General features: G+C 45.7%; 15 protein-coding genes and 12 tRNA genes. 7 read left to right on the top strand and 20 right to left on the bottom strand.

Annotated features, from left to right (window positions below; genetic code table 11):
• Nucleotides 1-136 precede the first annotated feature (136 nt).
• Together queA and RA178_RS08050 are read right to left on the bottom strand one after the other, a co-directional pair.
• The gene (gene queA, locus RA178_RS08055; RefSeq protein WP_198572755.1) at nucleotides 137-1,174 is read right to left on the bottom strand and encodes a tRNA preQ1(34) S-adenosylmethionine ribosyltransferase-isomerase QueA; all 1,038 of its coding nucleotides are present in this window, start codon (nucleotides 1,172-1,174) and stop codon (nucleotides 137-139) included.
• A gap of 62 nt (nucleotides 1,175-1,236) precedes the next feature.
• The gene (locus RA178_RS08050; protein WP_306685093.1) at nucleotides 1,237-1,443 is read right to left on the bottom strand and encodes a hypothetical protein; all 207 of its coding nucleotides are present in this window, start codon (nucleotides 1,441-1,443) and stop codon (nucleotides 1,237-1,239) included.
• Nucleotides 1,444-1,651: 208 nt separating this feature from the next.
• On the opposite strand from RA178_RS08050, the gene RA178_RS08045 reads away from it, so the two are divergent.
• Together RA178_RS08045 and RA178_RS08040 are read left to right on the top strand one after the other, a co-directional pair.
• Nucleotides 1,652-2,275: an acyl carrier protein phosphodiesterase gene (locus tag RA178_RS08045; RefSeq protein WP_306685092.1), complete on the top strand. Its 624-nt coding sequence runs from the start codon at nucleotides 1,652-1,654 to the stop codon at nucleotides 2,273-2,275.
• Between the two features lie 75 nt (nucleotides 2,276-2,350).
• Entirely contained in the window at nucleotides 2,351-3,022 is a 672-nt protein-coding gene (locus RA178_RS08040) for an RluA family pseudouridine synthase (protein WP_306685091.1), read from the top strand.
• Nucleotides 3,023-3,120: 98 nt separating this feature from the next.
• Here RA178_RS08040 and RA178_RS08035 read toward each other — a convergent pair whose 3' ends face one another.
• Entirely contained in the window at nucleotides 3,121-3,561 is a 441-nt protein-coding gene (locus tag RA178_RS08035; protein WP_131523165.1) for a hypothetical protein, read from the bottom strand.
• Between the two features lie 351 nt (nucleotides 3,562-3,912).
• On the opposite strand from RA178_RS08035, the gene RA178_RS08030 reads away from it, so the two are divergent.
• Nucleotides 3,913-5,292 (top strand): Gfo/Idh/MocA family oxidoreductase, encoded by a 1,380-nt coding sequence (locus RA178_RS08030; protein ID WP_306685090.1) that lies wholly within the window; start codon nucleotides 3,913-3,915, stop codon nucleotides 5,290-5,292.
• A gap of 172 nt (nucleotides 5,293-5,464) precedes the next feature.
• Here RA178_RS08030 and RA178_RS08025 read toward each other — a convergent pair whose 3' ends face one another.
• The 7 genes from RA178_RS08025 to RA178_RS07995 all read right to left on the bottom strand — a co-directional run bounded on the left by RA178_RS08025 (nucleotide 5,465) and on the right by RA178_RS07995 (nucleotide 12,670).
• Nucleotides 5,465-5,989, bottom strand: a complete 525-nt coding sequence (locus tag RA178_RS08025; RefSeq protein WP_306685089.1) for a CIA30 family protein — start codon at nucleotides 5,987-5,989, stop codon at nucleotides 5,465-5,467.
• 75 nt (nucleotides 5,990-6,064) lie between these two features.
• The gene (gene sstT / locus RA178_RS08020; protein ID WP_113941009.1) at nucleotides 6,065-7,291 is read right to left on the bottom strand and encodes a serine/threonine transporter SstT; all 1,227 of its coding nucleotides are present in this window, start codon (nucleotides 7,289-7,291) and stop codon (nucleotides 6,065-6,067) included.
• A gap of 171 nt (nucleotides 7,292-7,462) precedes the next feature.
• Nucleotides 7,463-8,362: a chemotaxis protein CheV gene (locus RA178_RS08015; RefSeq protein WP_028761082.1), complete on the bottom strand. Its 900-nt coding sequence runs from the start codon at nucleotides 8,360-8,362 to the stop codon at nucleotides 7,463-7,465.
• A 139-nt stretch (nucleotides 8,363-8,501) separates the two neighbouring features.
• Complete coding sequence (locus tag RA178_RS08010; RefSeq protein ID WP_306685088.1) at nucleotides 8,502-8,972, bottom strand: phosphatase domain-containing protein; 471 nt, start codon at nucleotides 8,970-8,972, stop codon at nucleotides 8,502-8,504.
• Between the two features lie 72 nt (nucleotides 8,973-9,044).
• Nucleotides 9,045-10,328 (bottom strand): DEAD/DEAH box helicase, encoded by a 1,284-nt coding sequence (locus RA178_RS08005; RefSeq protein WP_263265704.1) that lies wholly within the window; start codon nucleotides 10,326-10,328, stop codon nucleotides 9,045-9,047.
• Nucleotides 10,329-10,375: 47 nt separating this feature from the next.
• Nucleotides 10,376-10,933, bottom strand: a complete 558-nt coding sequence (locus tag RA178_RS08000) for a methylated-DNA--[protein]-cysteine S-methyltransferase (protein WP_263265703.1) — start codon at nucleotides 10,931-10,933, stop codon at nucleotides 10,376-10,378.
• Between the two features lie 45 nt (nucleotides 10,934-10,978).
• Entirely contained in the window at nucleotides 10,979-12,670 is a 1,692-nt protein-coding gene (locus tag RA178_RS07995; protein WP_306685087.1) for a DNA-3-methyladenine glycosylase 2 family protein, read from the bottom strand.
• 172 nt (nucleotides 12,671-12,842) lie between these two features.
• Here RA178_RS07995 and RA178_RS07990 point away from each other — a divergent pair, with 172 nt between their 5' ends.
• Entirely contained in the window at nucleotides 12,843-14,672 is a 1,830-nt protein-coding gene (locus tag RA178_RS07990; protein ID WP_306685086.1) for an ABC transporter ATP-binding protein, read from the top strand.
• A 587-nt stretch (nucleotides 14,673-15,259) separates the two neighbouring features.
• Here RA178_RS07990 and RA178_RS07985 read toward each other — a convergent pair.
• From RA178_RS07985 to gltX, 10 genes are all read right to left on the bottom strand, one after another.
• Nucleotides 15,260-15,335: transfer RNA gene (locus RA178_RS07985), tRNA-Glu, on the bottom strand.
• Nucleotides 15,336-15,466: 131 nt separating this feature from the next.
• Nucleotides 15,467-15,542: transfer RNA gene (locus RA178_RS07980), tRNA-Glu, on the bottom strand.
• Between the two features lie 131 nt (nucleotides 15,543-15,673).
• Nucleotides 15,674-15,749: transfer RNA gene (locus tag RA178_RS07975), tRNA-Glu, on the bottom strand.
• Between the two features lie 118 nt (nucleotides 15,750-15,867).
• Nucleotides 15,868-15,943, bottom strand: a tRNA-Glu gene (locus RA178_RS07970).
• A 130-nt stretch (nucleotides 15,944-16,073) separates the two neighbouring features.
• A tRNA-Glu gene (locus tag RA178_RS07965) sits at nucleotides 16,074-16,149 on the bottom strand.
• A gap of 221 nt (nucleotides 16,150-16,370) precedes the next feature.
• Nucleotides 16,371-16,446, bottom strand: a tRNA-Glu gene (locus tag RA178_RS07960).
• Nucleotides 16,447-16,576: 130 nt separating this feature from the next.
• A tRNA-Ala gene (locus RA178_RS07955) sits at nucleotides 16,577-16,652 on the bottom strand.
• A 104-nt stretch (nucleotides 16,653-16,756) separates the two neighbouring features.
• Nucleotides 16,757-16,832 (bottom strand) — tRNA-Glu (locus tag RA178_RS07950).
• 67 nt (nucleotides 16,833-16,899) lie between these two features.
• A tRNA-Ala gene (locus tag RA178_RS07945) sits at nucleotides 16,900-16,975 on the bottom strand.
• A gap of 105 nt (nucleotides 16,976-17,080) precedes the next feature.
• Nucleotides 17,081-18,490 (bottom strand): glutamate--tRNA ligase, encoded by a 1,410-nt coding sequence (gltX, locus tag RA178_RS07940; RefSeq protein WP_105252064.1) that lies wholly within the window; start codon nucleotides 18,488-18,490, stop codon nucleotides 17,081-17,083.
• 608 nt (nucleotides 18,491-19,098) lie between these two features.
• Between gltX and RA178_RS07935 the strand changes: the two genes are divergently transcribed.
• From RA178_RS07935 to RA178_RS07925, 3 genes are all read left to right on the top strand, one after another.
• Nucleotides 19,099-19,174: transfer RNA gene (locus RA178_RS07935), tRNA-Val, on the top strand.
• Nucleotides 19,175-19,218: 44 nt separating this feature from the next.
• Nucleotides 19,219-19,294, top strand: a tRNA-Val gene (locus RA178_RS07930).
• A gap of 37 nt (nucleotides 19,295-19,331) precedes the next feature.
• Nucleotides 19,332-19,407, top strand: a tRNA-Val gene (locus tag RA178_RS07925).
• Nucleotides 19,408-19,431 lie beyond the last annotated feature (24 nt).

Here is a 19,431-nt window from a genome sequence, read left to right as displayed (position 1 = left end):
TGACTACATTTTTAATGGCTAATGCCATTTTGATTAACAATAGAGATGGGGACAGCGTTAAAAGGTTCAATCTTTTAACGAAAAAAATTGCCGCACCATCTCACTTTGGGCGGCTATTTTAAAACAAAATCTTGGTCTAGTGGGCTTTTTTCGTCACAAACATCGCATCGCCATAGCTAAAGAAGCGATATTTTTGCGTGATGGCATGTTGATACGCCGCCATAACATGATCAAAACCGGCAAAAGCACTCACTAACATGATCAAAGTTGATTCAGGTAGATGAAAATTTGTCACCATAGCATCGACCACTTGGAATTCATAACCTGGGTAAATAAAGATATCGGTATCGCCGCTAAAAGCTTTGAGCTCGCCAAGGCTTGCGCGTGCCGCACTTTCTAAAGAGCGCACTGACGTCGTCCCTACGGCCACCACACGTTTACCCGCAGCTTTGGTTTGCGCGATTAAATCAACCACATCCTGCGGCACATTCGCCCACTCGGAATGCATCTTGTGTTCAAGAATGGTATCGACACGCACTGGCTGAAATGTTCCCGCGCCCACATGCAAGGTCACAAACGCGACATTCACGCCCTTGGCTTTTAATGCATCGAGCATGGCATCGTCAAAATGCAAACCCGCCGTTGGCGCGGCAACTGCACCAGGGTTTTGGTTATACACAGTTTGATAGCGCTCTTTGTCGGCATCTTCATCGGGTCTATCGATATAAGGAGGCAAAGGCATGTGCCCTACTGCTTCAAGCACTTCTAAGATGGTTAACTCGGATAACAACTCAAGTTCAAACAAGGTATCGTGACGGGCGACCATCTTCATCTGATAGCCACCGTCGAGATGGATTAACGAATCCACTTTAGGGGATTTAGAGCTGCGAACATGGGCGAGGATACGCTTATCATCGAGCATACGCTCAACTAAAATTTCTAACTTGCCACCACTGGCCTTTTGACCAAACATGCGCGCGGGGATCACTCGGGTATTGTTGAACACCATTAAATCGCCAGGATTAATCATCCCCAGCAGATCGGTAAACTGTTTGTCGCCTAACGCGCCAGAGTTGCCGTCTAAGGTTAACAGACGGGATGCATTACGCTGCGCCATAGGATAACGAGCGATCAGCTCATCGGGGAGATCGAAAGAAAAGTCTGCAACGCGCATATTGGCCTCTAGATAGCTTAGAACGGCGGCTAGTCTATGGTTAGAGGCCAATAAGATCAAGATTACTTATTGCCAGTGTCCACTTCTTGCTCGGGTTCCACTGGATTGATGCCATCTTGGGGCAGGTCATCGGCATCGAATTTTAGCCGCGAGCGACTAAAGTCATCCATGCTGAAACGGTGTTGTTCAAAGGGGATTTCTATTAGCACTTTTTTGCGCTTCTGCTGCTCGTCTTTACCAAGCATTTTGGTGAACCAGTTCCACATCATCCATGATCCTAAAAAAGGTTATTGATTTTATTTCACTTTTCCCATATCGATTATTATATCAACGTTTAAGTCAGCCATAATTATTCACGGCGAATCAAATGTCATTATCAATAAAAAGTGAAAAAATACTGCATTTTTAGCTTCGGCGCTTTCCTAAGCGCGCTTGTGCATGATACCGTAAACCGACGTGGTTAACCAAGCACAAATAATGAACTTTCTTACACACTTACATCTCGCCGACATCAGTAAAACCCACCTTGCTGCCAACGTAGCAGGTAACTATATTCAAGCGCCAATTGCGCAAGCCCCAATGGAGTTACGCCAAGCCTTATGGCTAAACCAAGAGATTAATACCCTTTGCGCCAGCCATGAATTGACGATTGAATTAATGGAAGCTTTCCCTGCGCCCTTAAGAAGCATAGCAGCAGAACTCATGGCGGTGAGTTTCGATCACTATTTAGCTTACTATTGGGAAGAATATCACCACCAACCCTTGGATGAATTCAGCAGCAAGGCCTATGACGCGCTAGATTCTTTCGCCACGCAAGGCGTTGATCCATACCATCCAGAGGCATTATTTACACTCTTGCCCACAATGCGCAGCGCCGATTGGCTAGGCAGCTACACCACCGAAAAAGGATTACAACAAGCCTTAGCACAAGTAGCCAAACAGCATCCGCAAGCCGCACTGTTTAAAGATACCCATAAAGTCGTCAATAAAATGCAGATAGAAATCGAAACCGCGTTCCGCACTTTTTATCCGCAGCTGATGGCTTATACCCGTATTTGGAGCCGTAAGACGCCTGCAGAATATTTGCCCTCCCCCCTCTAAGAATAAGCAAGCATGAGATTATGCTGTGTGCCTGCGTAAATTTTGCTAGTATGGCCGCGCAAAAATGAGGACAAGATGCAGATATTTGATTACCAGCCCCCAGCAGTTCCTTGGCTAGACATACGCTATAAAGATAGAGATCTGATTATCATCAATAAACCTTCGGGATTATTATCTAATCCGGGTCGAGCGGCTCACACCTTTGATTGCGCGTTAACCCGCTTACAAGCCCTTTATCCAGAAACAATTTTAGTGCATAGGCTCGACTGCGCGACCTCGGGCATTATGGTGTTCGCCCGTAATAAAAAAGCGGAGTCGCATTTAAAAACACAGTTTCAAGATAGACAGAGTAAGAAAGTCTATATTGCCGAAGTGATGGGACATGTGCTGCAAGATCAGGGGATTATTGACCTCGCGATAGTGCCAGACACTGAACATCCGCCCTATCAAAAAACGCTACAGGAGGGAGAGACTGGCGGCAAAAGCGCCCTCACTCACTACCGTGTATTAGAGCGCCGAGAAAACAGCACCTTAGTCGAGCTTTTGCCAGAAACAGGCCGCACCCATCAATTGCGTGTGCATATGCTTGCCCTAGGCCATGCGATTTTGGGTGATGAGTTTTACGGTGATGCCGAGGTTATCAAGGCCAAACCGCGTTTATGTTTACATGCACAAAGCTTAAGTTTGACCCATCCTTATTCGGGTAAACCGCTGTTTTTTAGCAGTAAACATCCATTTACTGAATAACTTAAGCCACTCGCTACAATTCCATAAAAGCAAAAGGTCGCGACTTAGCTCTTAACTATCGTGCGACCTTAGTTATTTACAGATTTGACTGTCGTCGTTTAAGCGACGCGTATACCTTGACCAAAATCGACATCAGCCGCTAATTTTTCCGCTTGGAAATAACAGCCCTGCTCATTACAAAATTGTAATTGCTGCGACGATGTAACGATAAAAAATTCACCAAAGAAATTGCCGCCAACATCCTCTAGCTTATGGCCCTCAGGAGTTTGCGTCATATAGACTTCATCTAAACTATGGCAGCCATCGCTAAACCAAGTTTCTAAAAAATATTTATCATCTTCTTTATAGAGGGTAATTTTATCACCCAATAAAGGACGCCCATCTAACCAACGACCTATAATTTCACGATTTTGCATATCTGTCTCCCGCCAATGAAGGCGACGGCGTTTTTCAATCCCAGACATCCTGATATCCTTATGCAATACCCAATCACCTAAAGTGAATGTCAGTTGTGGTAGTACATTAAGCATAGAACCCATTTAACTCTTCACTCCCCACAGCAGCAAATTACTTCAAATCGCCCGTCAAATGTAATTTTTTGGTTAATTTAAATTTGCTAAATATTTAAAATATAAAAGATAAATACCTTTGACTAATTAATCGGCAGTGTAGCTCAATCTAAAAATAAAAACGCGATCTTTATCACTATTTACTTATCGCTAAAGTAAAGGCAGCTAAAAGACTTATCTTCCTAGATGAATGAGTTTGTTACATCTTTTATTGCCAATTTTAATAGGGTTTCTGATATAACCCATAAGTGAATTACCGCACAAATAAGACCAAGTGATATTTCAATATCCCTACAAAACAAAAATAAAGCAGGAAGCGCTATGCATAACATTCATCGTCGTCACTTTCTTAAAGCAGCGGGCGCAGCTACCGCCGGACTCGTCACAGCCAATATTGCCCTCAACGCCTACGCCAGTAGTGTCGCCCCTAAACCGCAAACGGGTAAATCCGTTATCGGACTCATAGCACCCAAGATGGACGTGGTTCGAGTTGGCTTTATCGGTGTTGGCGAGCGTGGCTTTAGCCATGTCGAGCAATTCTGTCATTTAGAAGGCGTTGAACTTAAAGCTATTTGTGATACTCACCTAGCGGTGCTGGACAGAGCCGTGGATCATATCGTTAAACAGAATCGGCCAAAACCGGCAGTCTATACTGGTAATGACCTGAGCTATCGCGATCTCTTAAGCCGCGATGATATTGATATTGTGATCATTTCTACTCCATGGGAATGGCACGCACCTATGGCGATAGAGACGATGGAAAGCGGTAAACATGCCTTTGTCGAAGTACCGTTAGCACTCACAGTAGAGGAATGCTGGCAAATTGTAGATACCGCCGAACGCACTCAGAAAAACTGCATGATGATGGAAAACGTCAACTACGGCCGTGAAGAACTTATGGTTCTCAACATGGTACGCCAAGGTGTGTTTGGTGAGTTGCTCCACGGTGAAGCCGCTTATATCCACGAGCTACGCTGGCAGATGAAGGAAATCGACCATAAGACGGGCTCATGGCGAACTTATTGGCATACCAAGCGCAACGGTAACTTGTACCCGACCCACGGTTTAGGGCCAGTTTCCCAGTATATGAACATCAACCGCGGTGATAGATTTGATTATCTAACCTCGATGAGTTCCCCAGCCCTTGGCCGTGCGCTCTATGCTAAACGTGAATTCCCCGCCGATCATGAGCGTAATCAGCTCAAGTACATCAATGGCGATATCAATACCAGCCTGATTAAAACAGTTAAGGGCCGGACCATCATGGTGCAGCATGACACGACGAGCCCAAGACCTTACAGTCGCCACAATTTAATCCAAGGGACAAATGGCGTGTTTGCGGGTTTCCCGAATCGTATCGCCGTCGAAAATGGTGGCTTTGGTCAAAGTTACCACGAGTGGGATATGGACATGCAAAAGTGGTATGACAAATATGATCACCCTCTGTGGCAACGCATAGGCAAAGAAGCTGAGATTAACGGCGGCCACGGCGGCATGGATTTTGTGATGTTATGGCGCATGATTTATTGCCTGCGCAATGGCGAGGCCTTAGATCAGGATGTGTACGATGCAGCGTCTTGGTCGGTGGTGAATATCTTAAGTGAACATTCAGTCAATGACCGCAGTAACTCAGTCACCTTCCCAGATTTTACCCGCGGCGCGTGGCAAACGGCCAAACCCTTAGGGATTGTAGGCGCATAAGTAGCAGCTTTCGCCAAACTCACAACTTTGCCCTGCCCACCATAAGGATAAGTGCCTCGGCCTTATCCTTTTTCTTAAATGAAGCCTAGAGATGCCCGCACCATCAATAGCAAGCAATTAGGGATAAGCAATTAGGGGCAAAAAACTCATGATAAGAAACCAACTATAAACGCTAATAGTAGCCAATTTCTTTGATTTTCAAAGAAAAATCACCACTCTGCTGGGCACCAATCACTAACCCTAGACTACAGACTTGGCTTAAATCTATTGCCACTCGGGAAATCGGTTTACCCCGACATTGGGGCAAGAAGTCACTGAAGGGAATTTCTATCCGCTGCCAATTCAAGACTCTAGCGCCACTCACACCAAACGTTTGATGGCTTGGCGCGGGCATAGGCGCTTGATAAACCGTGCTTTGGGGTGTGTCGACGTCCTTTAAATTCACTTTATAATCTTTAGGTCGGTCGCCATCGAGTTCGACATAGATCCCAGTAAATCCACTGACATCTATAGGGCTAAACTCACAACGCACTGAAGCAAACCCGCCGCCATTTGCCAGCGACACATGGCCGCTAAACTCACCATAGCCTAAAGGTGACACCGTCATCTTACTGCGAGACAAACCGCCCATCACAGTGTCATTTATTCCATACCAGGGCTTTGCGGCATCTAGCACTCTAAAATCAAAAAAGATCATAACGACTCCCATAAAAAAAGCAGCCACCTAAGTGACTGCTTCCATAATACTTTTCAATACGAATAACAGCACTCGTTAACTCAGTTTAGCTTTATTCTCAGCGGCTTCACAAGCAGCAGCGGTAAAGATAACGTCAGTTGAGCTGTTCAATGCGGTTTCGGCAGCATCTTGAACCACACCAATAATAAAGCCGACAGCGACTACTTGCATGGCGACATCATTAGAAATACCAAACAAGCTACAAGCCAGTGGGATCAACAGTAATGAACCACCCGCCACACCCGAGGCGCCGCAAGCCGAAATAGCGGCTACAACGCTCAATAACAATGCGGTGAGTAAATCGACTTGAATGCCCAAGGTATGCGCCGCAGCTAAGGTCAATACCGTAATAGTGATCGCCGCGCCGCCCATATTGATGGTGGCACCTAAGGGAATAGAGACTGAGTAAGTGTCTTCATGCAGATTTAATTTTTCACACAGCGCCATATTCACCGGAATATTCGCCGCACTCGAGCGGGTAAAAAATGCCGTCACGCCACTTTCACGCAGACAACGAAATACCAACGGATAGGGATTACGTTTAATCTTCACGTAAACAATTAAAGGATTAACGATTAAGGCAATAATGGCCATCGCACCTAATAATACTGCCAATAACTGCGCGTAACCCGCAATTGCGGCAAAACCGGTTTCAGCAAACGTCGCAGCAACTAAACCAAAAATACCAATAGGTGCTAAACGAATAATGAAATGCACCATTTGCGAAATGCCGTGGCTCATGTCGGCAAATACTTGCTTAGTCGAATCGCTAGCATGATGTAAGGCTAAACCTAAACCCACACCCCAAGCAAGAATACCAATATAGTTGCCCGTCATTAACGCATTCACTGGATTATCAACCAGTTTAAATAATAAGGTATGGATCACTTCACCAATACCTTGTGGAGGACTTGTACCTTCCACACCAGCAACCAAAACTAAAGTCGTGGGGAAAATAGAGCTTAAAATCACAGCAGTTAACGCCGCGGCAAAGGTCCCCAATAAATACAGGATCACAATTGGGCGCATATTGGTTTGCGTATTTTTCTTTTGATTGGCAATCGATGATGCTACTAAGATAAATACCAGTATTGGAGCAATCGCTTTTAATGCTCCAACAAATAAACTGCCTAAGAAGGCGATATCTTTTGCGCTATCGGGTGAAAAACTCGCTAACACCACACCAGCGATAATCCCTAATAAGATTTGTAACACGAGACTGCCATTAGCCAACTTAGCTAATAATGATGATTCTTGTTTCATGGTTTAACCTGTCGTTATTATATTTCGGTTGAGATCCCCAACGCGCACCTTCGGAAATGAGGCCAATAAGGTTTTTATAGGATGTGACTAGACTTGTCTAGTTTTGCGGGGAAATAAGCTAACTAAATTACCCTTGTCCCGCAAAAAGCATACAAAAAACTAACAAGCGCCTTATTGGCGCTGCTTCATGGCTAAATCGGCACCACGCAACATGGCATCAATCAACTCGTGGGCATCGAACTTAGTCAGCGCTTCATTTGCCCCCACTTGGTGGGCCTGACTCACGCTTATTTCGCTGGATAAAGACGTGTGTAAAATGATGTAGGCCTTGGCAGTCAGTGGATTATCACGCACCTCAAATGCCAGTTCGTAACCATCTAGTCCCGGCATCTCAATATCACTCACCAGAATATCTATGGGATGATGCTCTAGTGCCGCTTGTTCCATCATGACTAAGGCTTCTTTACCGTCGGCGGTCACTCGATAAGGGATGTTGATCATATCAAGGGCGTCGGATAACTGCTTACGTGCCACCTTAGAATCATCCACTAACAGGATATTCATGGGTTTGAGTTTCTCACGCTGCACATCGGTCAAGATTGCCCGATTTGCCTGTGGGTTATTCGGGAAAATTTTCGACAGCAATAACTCAACATCGAGCAATTGTACTAACTGGTCCTCAAAACGAGTCACGCCAGTCAAGTAGGCATTCTTACCCAAATTGGCAGAAGGCGCCTCAATATCACGCCAATTACATTCAATAATCTTATCGATACCACGCACTAAAAAGCCAATGATCATCCGCTGACAGTCAGTGATGATGATGTAGCATTTTTCGCGCTCTTCAGGGGCTATCGGCCGATAACCAATCGCAGCCGCCATATCGATGATAGGAATCGTATGGCCACGAATAGTTGAAGCGCCAAGAATCGTCGGATGAGATTGGGGAATTTTGCTTAGCTGTGTGTACGGCACCAGCTCACGCACTTTCAACGTGCCTAAGGCAAACACTTGAGTCTGTGATAACCGAAACAGTAGTAATCCCTGTGACTGACTTGCCTTACTTTTCATAATTAGATAAATAACTCACTAAAAACAACCTTCGGATAGCTTAACCTTAACACAGTAAAATTTTGATGACTAAGGTCAAACGAATGAAACTATTATTACCTATTTATTAATAGGTTCGACGCCAATCGCCGACAAATGCTTAGTCTTGTAATGCATACAAGACATCAAAGGCAAATTGATCCCAACCTTCGGCAGTAAAAGCAATATCGCGAATATTACGAACTTGGCTCACCGCATGTAATGGCGCTGCACCATTGACCATCAAGTAATAGGCCATGATAAGACTGGTGCGATCCTTGCCAGAGCGACAATGGATCACGACAGGCAGCTCATCGGCTTCACATTGCTGAATAAAGGCGAGTGCCTTGGGCAACTGAGCGACACAAATCGCCACATCCCCCTCTTGGGGCGGCACATTGCGCGAAAAGGGAATACATTCGTAACGTAAATCAAGCTGCTTAAACGCACTCGGCTCGCAGCCCTCGCCCCCATTGACCGACAGAATGGCACCAATGCCAGCCTCTTTGAGCGCTTGTAAATCCCAAGGATCTTTATTAGGGCCACTGCGCCCTGCGACTTTACCTTCAACTAACCAGAATAAGTGTTGCATAAACCTTACCTACGACAAGTGAGATGACAAGGAACGCCAGAGATAAGCTAAGAATAGCTTGTTTCCAACGACTTAAGATTTTTTACCCCAAAATTCAGCATTGGCAGGCGGTAACTGTTTACGTTTTTTTTTACCCATACCTTCAGGCTTGGCGACAGGTTTAGCTTGTTCTAACAGTTCGGCTGGCATTTCATCATCGGCTTCAAAACCGACAATTTGCTCACGCACTAACTTAAGTTTGTTCTTTTTCTCTATCACGCCAAAGTGGTGATAATCCTCATGGGAAATCAAGGTCACGGCTAAGCCTGCTTCACCGGCGCGGCCACTACGGCCAATACGATGCATATAATCTGCAGGGCTCCTTGGTAAATCAAAGTTGATCACCACAGGCAGTTTATCGATATCGATACCACGGGCGGCAATATCGGTCGCAATTAACACACTGATCTCGCCATTTTTAAAGCCATCGAGCACCCGCATACGCGCACCTTGGGCTTTATCGCCATGGAATACTTCGGCAGTGATCCCACGTTTAGACAGCTTTTGCGCTAAGTGATTACAGGTATTTTTGGCACTCACGAAGATCAACGCCTGTGACCACTGATGTTCTTTAATCAGATGCGCCAATAATGCGGTTTTCATCGGACGATTAACTGTAATCACCCGTTGATGAATCGTGCTTTCTTGCTCACTTTGCAATTGATATTCAAGTGGATTATTAAGCAGTTTTGCCGTTAACTCACGGACTTCTTCAGGGAATGTCGCAGAGAATAATAAGGTTTGTTTCTTGACGGGCAAAGCGTCGAGCACTTGAGCTAATTCTTCAGTAAAACCAAGGCTTAACATGCGGTCAGCTTCATCGAGCACTAAGGCGCTGACACGATTGAGTTTGATGGCATTACTGGACAACAGATCTAACAAACGACCCGGCGTTGCTACGAGGACGTCGGCGCCAGAGCGTAGACTCTGCATTTGCGCATTCACCGACACACCGCCAAACGCAGCGACAATTTTTAGCTTGCCATTAAGATGTGAGGCATAGGATAAAAAGCTGTCGGCGACTTGTTGTGCTAATTCACGGGTTGGGACTAAGACCAAACAACGAACATAAACGCCGGTCTTATCATCAGTTTTTGCTTCAACAAGTTGTTGCAACAGCGGCACGGCAAAGGCTGCCGTTTTACCCGAGCCCGTATTAGCACCGGCTAACACATCGCGCCCCGCAAGCACAGCGGGGATCGTCGCCGCCTGTACTGGTGTGGGCGAAACATACGCTAATTCGGTTAATCGATTTAGCAAGGGTGCAATAATGCCGAGTTGGGCAAAGCTTGCCGCAGAGGAAGAAGCCTGAGTCATAGAAAGTTTAACTGCTCACCAATATCTTAATAGGCGGCTATTCTAGCTTAAATATCGAGGCAATGCTTGGCAGTTTCCAGCGTTAATAACTGCTGTTTCATCGCAAGCCCATAGGCGTAACCCGTTAACTTGCCATTTTTGCCTATCACTCTATGGCAAGGCACGATAATCGCAATGGGATTGGCGCCATTAGCCGCGCCCACGGCGCGCACCGCCTTAGGCCGACCAATTTGCTCGGCAATCTGCCCATAGCTGCAGCTCTGACCATAATCTACATTGAGCAAAGCTTGCCAAACTTCACGCTGAAATTCAGTGCCTTTAGGTGCGAGCTTTACATTAAATTCAATTAGTTCACCTGCAAAATAACGCGCGAGCTGCACTTGAGTTTCACTAATATGTGCCTTAGCTTGATTGAGGGCATCCTCACTCACCTTAGCAAGCGCAATCTCAGTGCGATCCGAGCCGACAACCGTTAAATGACTCAGCCCATAGGCATTGGCATTTAACTGCAATATTCCGGCAGGACTCATAAAAGTATCTACGGCACAAGGCTGATACGCAGCAATACTCGGCGCTTGGCTCAATTGACGAATCGCATGTTTCATAATTTATCTCTCTATTTATGTCTTCAACTTAGATCGTTTTAGTCGCTATTGATGCCAAAGCTGAAAGGTTAAATAACTGCCCCAAGGCGCGATGTCTTGACTCAGCTGCTGACACAGTTTCGGGTAGTTAAGCGCACCCACAGCGGCTTCATCCAGCCTATGGGTCTTGCCATACAAGGCCAGCAAATGCTTTTTAACAATCAAATCGGTATGCAAAAACACATTGGGATCGCCCAAACCGCGGAGCTTAGCATACGCGATTGTCCAAGGACCTATGCCCTTAACGCTGAGCCAATCATCGACACTCGCCTCAGGATGATCGCAGATAAACGCCGCGAGCGCATTGAGCGCCAATTTACGAGCGCCGGGCATTTTTAGCTCTGTTAGACTCGCCTCACGAATGGCCTCGGGTGTAGGAAATAAACGATACTCGCAACCATTGAGACTAAAGCGCTCGCCATAGGCTTCAACCAATTGATTAAGTAGCTTAGTCGCCTGTACTACCGTCACTTGCTGGCCTAAAATCGCACGGCAGGCCGCCTCAAATAAGGAGCCTGCACCGGGAATCCGTAATCCCGAAAACGGTGTTAATCCTAAACTTGGTAGCGCACTTAAGCCTTGTTCAATCAGCAGCATATCCGCATCGAGATCTAAAATGCGTCGCACTTCAGTGACCAGCAATTGCAGCTCATCGACAGGAGAGTCTTCGGTCAACATTATCGCGAGTTTGAAGCGATTTAGCTTAGGCTCATGGATAATGTGCACTGTGCCGCGCATCTTACCTAGGGCAAAACAACGACCATATTCGAACCCATTATCGCCAGCTTTGGCCTCATCTACCACGGTCGCCTCATCACCAACGACATCGCTCGCTTGTGGATGACTCATCTGCGGTGTGAACCATTCCATCCCTGTTACCGCACGTAATCGATAAAACGCCAGCTGTGACGCCCAATCCAATGGTGGCCGATAATACTGATACAAGGTTAATCCATAGTGCGGCACAAATTCACCCATAGTATCAATCTCACTTAATCCTGTTAGTGGCTCAATCATGGACTCCTTTGCCGCTTTGGTTAATGCACTCTTTCTTAACTGCGTCGGCGTCAATTGCAAGGTTTGCTTAAACGCCTCATTGAAACGGCGAATACTGTTAAAACCCGCCGCCATCGCGACTTGAGTGATAGGTAATTGGGTTTGGTGCAATAATTGTTTAGCAAACAGTAACTGCCGATATAAGGCATATTGTTTTGGCGAAGTGCCAAAACCTTCGGTAAAGAGCTTATTGAGATAACGACTGCTGATCCCTAATCGGTCAGCCAATTGTGTTACTGTCGAGGCTGGCTCTCCCGATGATTTTCCCGCTAAGGCGCCCGCTTCGATTAAGCTAATGGCCCTCGCTAACGTTGTGCCAGTCCCCTTCCAAGGATTCGATCCCGGCGCACTGTCGGGCCGACAACGTAAACATGGGCGTAATCCCGCCTGCGCGGCTTTAATGGCCGAATCAAAATAACGCACATTTTGCTCTTTTGGCGCGACGGCGGGACACACAGTTCGGCAATAAATGCCCGTCGTTAAGACGCCCACAAAAAACTTACCATCAAACCGCGGATCGCGGCTCATCCTCGCCTCACGGCAAATGGACGCAGAAAGTTGCCCCGAATAGGACTCCAGCGAATGCACCGAATCTATTTCATCACGCTTAATCGCACTCTCAGACACTCTATCTGCACCCATTTTTCATCACGCCCGACAATATTCGCTCACAATTAATTTCTTGTTCATTACTTTACGTAAAACTAGCATGTAGCACTAGCGGAAAACGGAACTCAATCATTTCAATGCTTTTAGGGCATGAAATCCTATATGCTAGAGCCGACTATTTTTTATCTCACCATAGAGTTAATTCATGTTTAAACGATTTGAATCCTGGGTTGAAGCCCTACCCGATGATGAACCCACTAAACCACCCACAGGGGTTTATGCTTTTTGTCGCCACTATACTAAGGGCTACGAACTGCCGCTGATCTTAATGTCAGTGCTGACCGCCATGCTGGCCATGCTTGAAGTGTCACTGTTCGGATTCATGGGCCAATTAGTAGATTGGCTGGTGAAAAAAAATCCCGAAACCTTATTCCAAGACGAAGGGACGACCTTAATGCTGATGGGAGGTATGGTGATAATTGTGATGCCAATATTGGTATTACTGCATGCGCTTATCATGCATCAAACCTTGCTCGGCAATTATCCTATGTCGATCCGCTGGCTTGCACACCGTTATTTGCTAAAACAAAGTGTATCGTTTTATCAAGATGATTTTGCTGGCAGAATCGCCACCAAAGTCATGCAAACCTCCCTAGCCGTGCGCGAAACTGTGATGAAATTACTCGATGTATTGGTATACATTCTCGTGTATTTCACTTCTATGTTAGTGATGATCGCCAGCGCAGATCTGCGCTTAGTCATACCTATGCTCATCTGGCTTGCACTGTATGTTGGGCTGCAATGGTACTTTGTACCTAGGCTGAAAAGTGTCTCTACCGAACAAGCCGATGCGCGCTCGACCATGACAGGCCGTATTGTCGACAGTTATACCAACATCACCACAGTGAAACTATTTGCCCACACGCAAAAAGAAGCCGAATACGCCAAATCCAGTATGCGGATATTCTTAGACACGGTTTATCGCCAGATGCGCTTAGTAACGGGCATCAGTGTCAGCGTGCAAATTATCAACTATGTACTCGCATTCAGCATTGCCGCTGTATCGATAGCTCTGTGGACTGATAATGCAATCACGGTAGGCGCCATCGCCATTGCGGTCAGTTTAGCACTGCGCTTAAACGGCATGTCACAGTGGATCATGTGGGAAATCAGTTCATTATTTGAAAATATCGGCACTGTCACCGATGGGATGAACACCTTATCGAAAACAACGATCATCCAAGATGAGCCAAACGCCAGGCCGTTGGTCGTCAATCATGGCAAGATTGATTTCAACCAAGTGTGTTTCCATTACGGTGAGCAGACTGGCGTGATTGAAGATCTGAATTTGAATATTAAAGCAGGTGAAAAAGTTGGCTTAGTGGGGCGTTCTGGCGCAGGTAAATCGACCCTAGTGAATCTACTAATGCGATTCTACGATGTTGAAAAAGGTCAGATTAATATCGATGATCAAGACATCAAGATGGTTATGCAAGATTCACTGCGTTCGCAAATTGGCATGGTGACCCAAGATACCTCCCTCTTGCACCGCACCATTCGCGAGAATATTCTTTACGGCAATCCCAGTGCCAGTGAAGAGCAACTTGATCGCGCGATTAAACAAGCTCAAGCCTATGACTTTATTCAGGAACTCAGTGATCCTAACGGTAATCATGGCTTAGATGCCCAAGTGGGTGAACGCGGCGTAAAACTCTCTGGTGGCCAAAGACAGCGTATCGCCATCGCGCGGGTTTTATTGAAAAATGCGCCCATTTTACTGCTTGATGAAGCCACATCTGCACTAGATTCCGAAGTCGAAGCTGCTATTCAAGAAAGTTTGTATGAATTAATGCAAGGCAAGACAGTGATCGCGATTGCCCATCGACTTTCGACTATTGCCGCGATGGACAGGTTAATTGTATTAGATCAAGGCCGAGTCGTTGAGCAAGGCACGCACCATGAACTCATCGCCGCAGGCGGTATTTATGCTCAATTATGGGCGCACCAAACCGGTGGATTCTTAGGTGTAGACTAAGCCAAAGGTGAGATGACGAAAGGCGACACTCAGCAGTGAGTGTCGCCTTTTTTATCTCAAATAAGTTTCCACCTAATTCTGCCCTCTTCCCACATAGCTTCACTCTTACACTCGCCCGCATATTCACCGCAACGATACACTATTCAGCTATTACAATAGCTACCGTAAGAACGGTTCACTTCAAATTGCGCTCGTTTAGCGATTGGAAGCATGAGATAAATCGCGATTAACGATTCAACTTATCAGTATTGAAAGTGGCAGCATTCAAAGTGCCAACACACTGAACAATCCGAAAGGTGAGTTTGAGCCATGGATTAGCGCAAAGTTAAGCAGGAAAACGCTTCAATAATCTTTGTCACACGATTAAACAGAATGACTTCACCACAGGAAGTAAGCCTCTCGAAGCATTATTTATCTTAATGTGGATGGTTTGAATTATTGGGTAAATTCGGCAAATAACTCGGGGCGTATGACTCGTAAATGAATCGGGGAGATCTCAATTTAATACTCAAAATTTAGACACAAAAAAACCACCTTGAGGTGGTTTATTGTCTTTAATCAAAGTTTCGATAAACCTTGATTAAAATTGGTATCCCCTAGGGGATTCGAACCCCTGTTACCGCCGTGAAAGGGCGGTGTCCTAGGCCTCTAGACGAAGGGGACCCGGACTTATGATTTAACTCGTAACCGAGCTTTGTAACACATTCACTTCAGTAGGCTAGGAAGCAAATGCCTTGTTCTTACCAAACAACTCGTTAGTTATTTGCTAGGAACCACTCTCTATAAAATATAGATGGTATCCCCTAGGGGATTCGAACCCCTGTTACCGCCGTGAAAGGGCGGTGTCCTAGGCCTCTAGACGAAGGGGACCCGGACTTATGTTTTAACTCGTAACCGAGCTTTGTAACACATTCACTTCAGTAGGCTAGGAAGCAAATGCCTTGTTCTTACCAAACAACTCGTTAGTTATTTGCTAGGAACCACTCTCTATAAAATATAGATGGTATCCCCTAGGGGATTCGAACCCCTGTTACCGCCGTGAAAGGGCGGTGTCCTAGGCCTCTAGACGAAGGGGACCCGGACTTATGATTTAACTCGTAACCGAGCTTTGTAACACATTCACTTCAGTAGGCTAGGAAGCAAATTCCTTGTTCTTACCAAACAACACGTTAGTTATTTGCTAGGAACCCAAATGTGGTATCCCCTAGGGGATTCGAACCCCTGTTACCGCCGTGAAAGGGCGGTGTCCTAGGCCTCTAGACGAAGGGGACCCGGACTTATGATTTAACTCGTAACCGAGTTTTGTAACACATTCACTTCAGTAGGCTAGGAAGCAAATGCCTTGTTCTTACCAAACAACTCGTTAGTTATTTGCTGGAACCACTCTCTATAAAATATAGATGGTATCCCCTAGGGGATTCGAACCCCTGTTACCGCCGTGAAAGGGCGGTGTCCTAGGCCTCTAGACGAAGGGGACCCGGACATATTAATTTGAACATTTCCTTCTTATATAAAGAAAAAGGTTCCCGTTTAACATCTACGGTGTCCTAGGCACTCTCTTCTAAAAGAACGAAGGGGACCCGGACTTATGATTTAACTCGTAACCGAGCTTTGTAACACATTTGCTTTAATAGGCTAGGAAGCAAATGCCTTGTTCTTACCAAACAACACGTTAGTTATTTGCTAGGAACCCAAATGTGGTATCCCCTAGGGGATTCGAACCCCTGTTACCGCCGTGAAAGGGCGGTGTCCTAGGCCTCTAGACGAAGGGGACCCGGACATATTAATTTGAACTTAACGTTCCCGTTTAACATCTACGTTCTCATAGGCACTATTCTAAGTAGCGAAGTGTGCCTTGGGTGTATTAATTTAAACTTTCGTTTCTGCTTAATAAGGCAGTAAATTGGTGGAGCTACACGGGATCGAACCGTGGACCTCTTGCATGCCATGCAAGCGCTCTCCCAGCTGAGCTATAGCCCCAAATTTTTGTCAACACAGCTAACTTTAGCAGTATATGTATCAGCAGAAATTTAGATTTTGTTCTTACCAAACAACACGTTAGTTATTTGCTAGGAACCAATATTTGGTATCCCCTAGGGGATTCGAACCCCTGTTACCGCCGTGAAAGGGCGGTGTCCTAGGCCTCTAGACGAAGGGGACCCCGGACATATTAATTTGAGCTTTTCGCTAGAAAAGATTCCCGTTTAACATCTACGGTAAGTAAGTTTGGTGGAGCTACACGGGATCGAACCGTGGACCTCTTGCATGCCATGCAAGCGCTCTCCCAGCTGAGCTATAACCCCAAACTTATCTAACTACATTTAAGTGCACTGCAAGCATTTGCTCGACTGTGTCTCAACTGCGTGGCGCATTCTATGCAGCGCACCTAAAAGTGTCAACTCGTTTTTTTAGGAATTTATTCTATCTGCTACAAATTCAATCGCTTTGGATATTCTTTGCTCAGAACGGCTTCTTCCAATTAAAAATAGTGTGATATCTAAGCCTGGAGACTGCCCAGCCCCTGTTACTGCAACACGTAAAGGCATACCGACCTTACCCATACCCACATCTAATTCAGTCGCAGTATCTTCAATTGCCTGATGAATAGCTTCAGCTGTCCACTCAGTTAATGCCGATAATTTCTGTTGCACCAGTTGCAATGGCTCTAACGCAACACCGCGTAAATGCTTTTTCGCCTGTGCTTCATCAAACTCAGCAAAATCTTCATAGAAATAGCGGCTAGATGCAGCTAACTCTTTTAGAGTCTTAGCGCGCTCAGCTAATGCAGTGACCACTTCAGCTAATGCTGGGCCATTTGACAGATCAATTTTTTGATCGTCCATGTGCCATTGTAAGTGTGTTGCCACATATTCTGGATCTAGGCTCTTTATATAGTGTTGGTTCAACCACACCAGTTTATCGGTATTAAAAGCAGAAGCGGCTTTGTTGATGTCACTCAACTTAAAGAATTGCTTCATTTCTTCTAATGAGAAAATCTCTTGGTCGCCATGTGACCAACCTAAACGCACTAAATAGTTCAGCAGTGCTTCTGGTAAATAGCCATCGTCACGGTACTGCATTACGCTAACAGCGCCATGGCGCTTAGACAACTTAGCGCCGTCATCACCTAGAATCATAGATACGTGTGCATATTCTGGGATCGGCGCCCCTAATGCTTTAAGAATGTTGATTTGACGCGGGGTATTGTTGATATGATCTTCACCACGCACCACACAAGTGATCCCCATATCCCAATCATCAACCACCACACAGAAGTTATAGGTTGGTACGCCGTCGGTACGGGCGATGATCAAGTCATCTAATGCATCGTTAGAAAATTCAATCCGACCACGAACATGGTCATCAAATACCACTGAACCACCGATTGGATTTTTAAAACGCACCACAAATGGTTCATCAGTCTCGCGAGCGGGTAAGTCGCGACAGCAACCATCATACTTTTGTGCTTCACCGTTAGCGGCCTGTGATTCTCTTAAGGCATCGATTCGCTCACGTGAACAGTAACATTTATACGCTGTGCCCTTTTCTAACATTTGAGCAATGATTTCGTTATAACGGTCAAAACGCTTAGTTTGGTAATATGGGCCCTCGTCCCATGTCAAACCTAGCCAGTTCATGCCTTCTAAAATCGCATCGCAAGCGGCTTGAGTCGAACGCTCAATATCAGTGTCTTCAATACGTAATACAAACTCACCGTTATTGGCACGGGCTTGTAACCAAGAATAAAGTGCAGTACGGGCACCACCAACATGCAAGAAACCGGTAGGACTAGGGGCAAAACGCGTCTTAGTTGTCATAATGGGACACTAACCTATATAAAGTCGTCTAGATAAAGACAATCACGATAAAAAAAGTGGGCTTATTCTAACAGTCAAAGCAGGCGCTGCAAATGGGACAAGCTTCACAGTATCACTTATCTGGTTAAATCGTGTCGCGAATCCCTCCCTTTTATAGGGAAGCCAATATAAAGCGATATATAAAGGTGGCACTATTGCTATCACCACCATTGATGAATGCTAACACTTGAGAAGATTTTTCAGGCTTTATATTCCAACCCCTAAATCTCTACACCTATATTCCTTCGACTATAAATATCTGCGCCATCGAACACGCGCATCTATACACTATCAATGCACTCATGCTGTTAGTGCGCTAATTTTTATAAATCACTCACTTCCTCAGCACTTTTACCACAAAAAAGTCAGGTGAATGGGATGAGTTCAACTCGTATTTAATCGCGAGCGTCCAAATTACGTACCATTGACTGGCGAATTAAATAACACTTTGATCGGCGGCGTGATTAGCATTAAGCCAATATGGACAAAAATAGCGCGACCAATGCTTTTTTCACTAAAAAGCGTTGACACTAGATCGAACCTCCCTATAATACGGCTCCACACAGCGAGGTCGATTAGCTCAGCTGGGAGAGCACCTCCCTTACAAGGAGGGGGTCACTGGTTCGAGCCCAGTATCGACCACCATATTTTCTACAAAGAAATTATGGCATACAAAACGTTATATCCCAGGTCGCTTAGCTCAGCTGGGAGAGCACCTCCCTTACAAGGAGGGGGTCACTGGTTCGAGCCCAGTAGCGACCACCATATAACTTGATGTATTAATGTGTAAAAGTCATTCCCAGGTCGCTTAGCTCAGCTGGGAGAGCACCTCCCTTACAAGGAGGGGGTCACTGGTTCGAGCCCAGTAGCGACCACCATTCTTTAGTGAAGAATGACTTAAA

Source organism: Shewanella oncorhynchi, assembly GCF_030848765.1.
Lineage (GTDB): Bacteria > Pseudomonadota > Gammaproteobacteria > Enterobacterales > Shewanellaceae > Shewanella > Shewanella oncorhynchi.
Note: the sequence above shows the minus strand (reverse complement) of the source record. Positions and strands in the feature narration are given on the sequence as shown.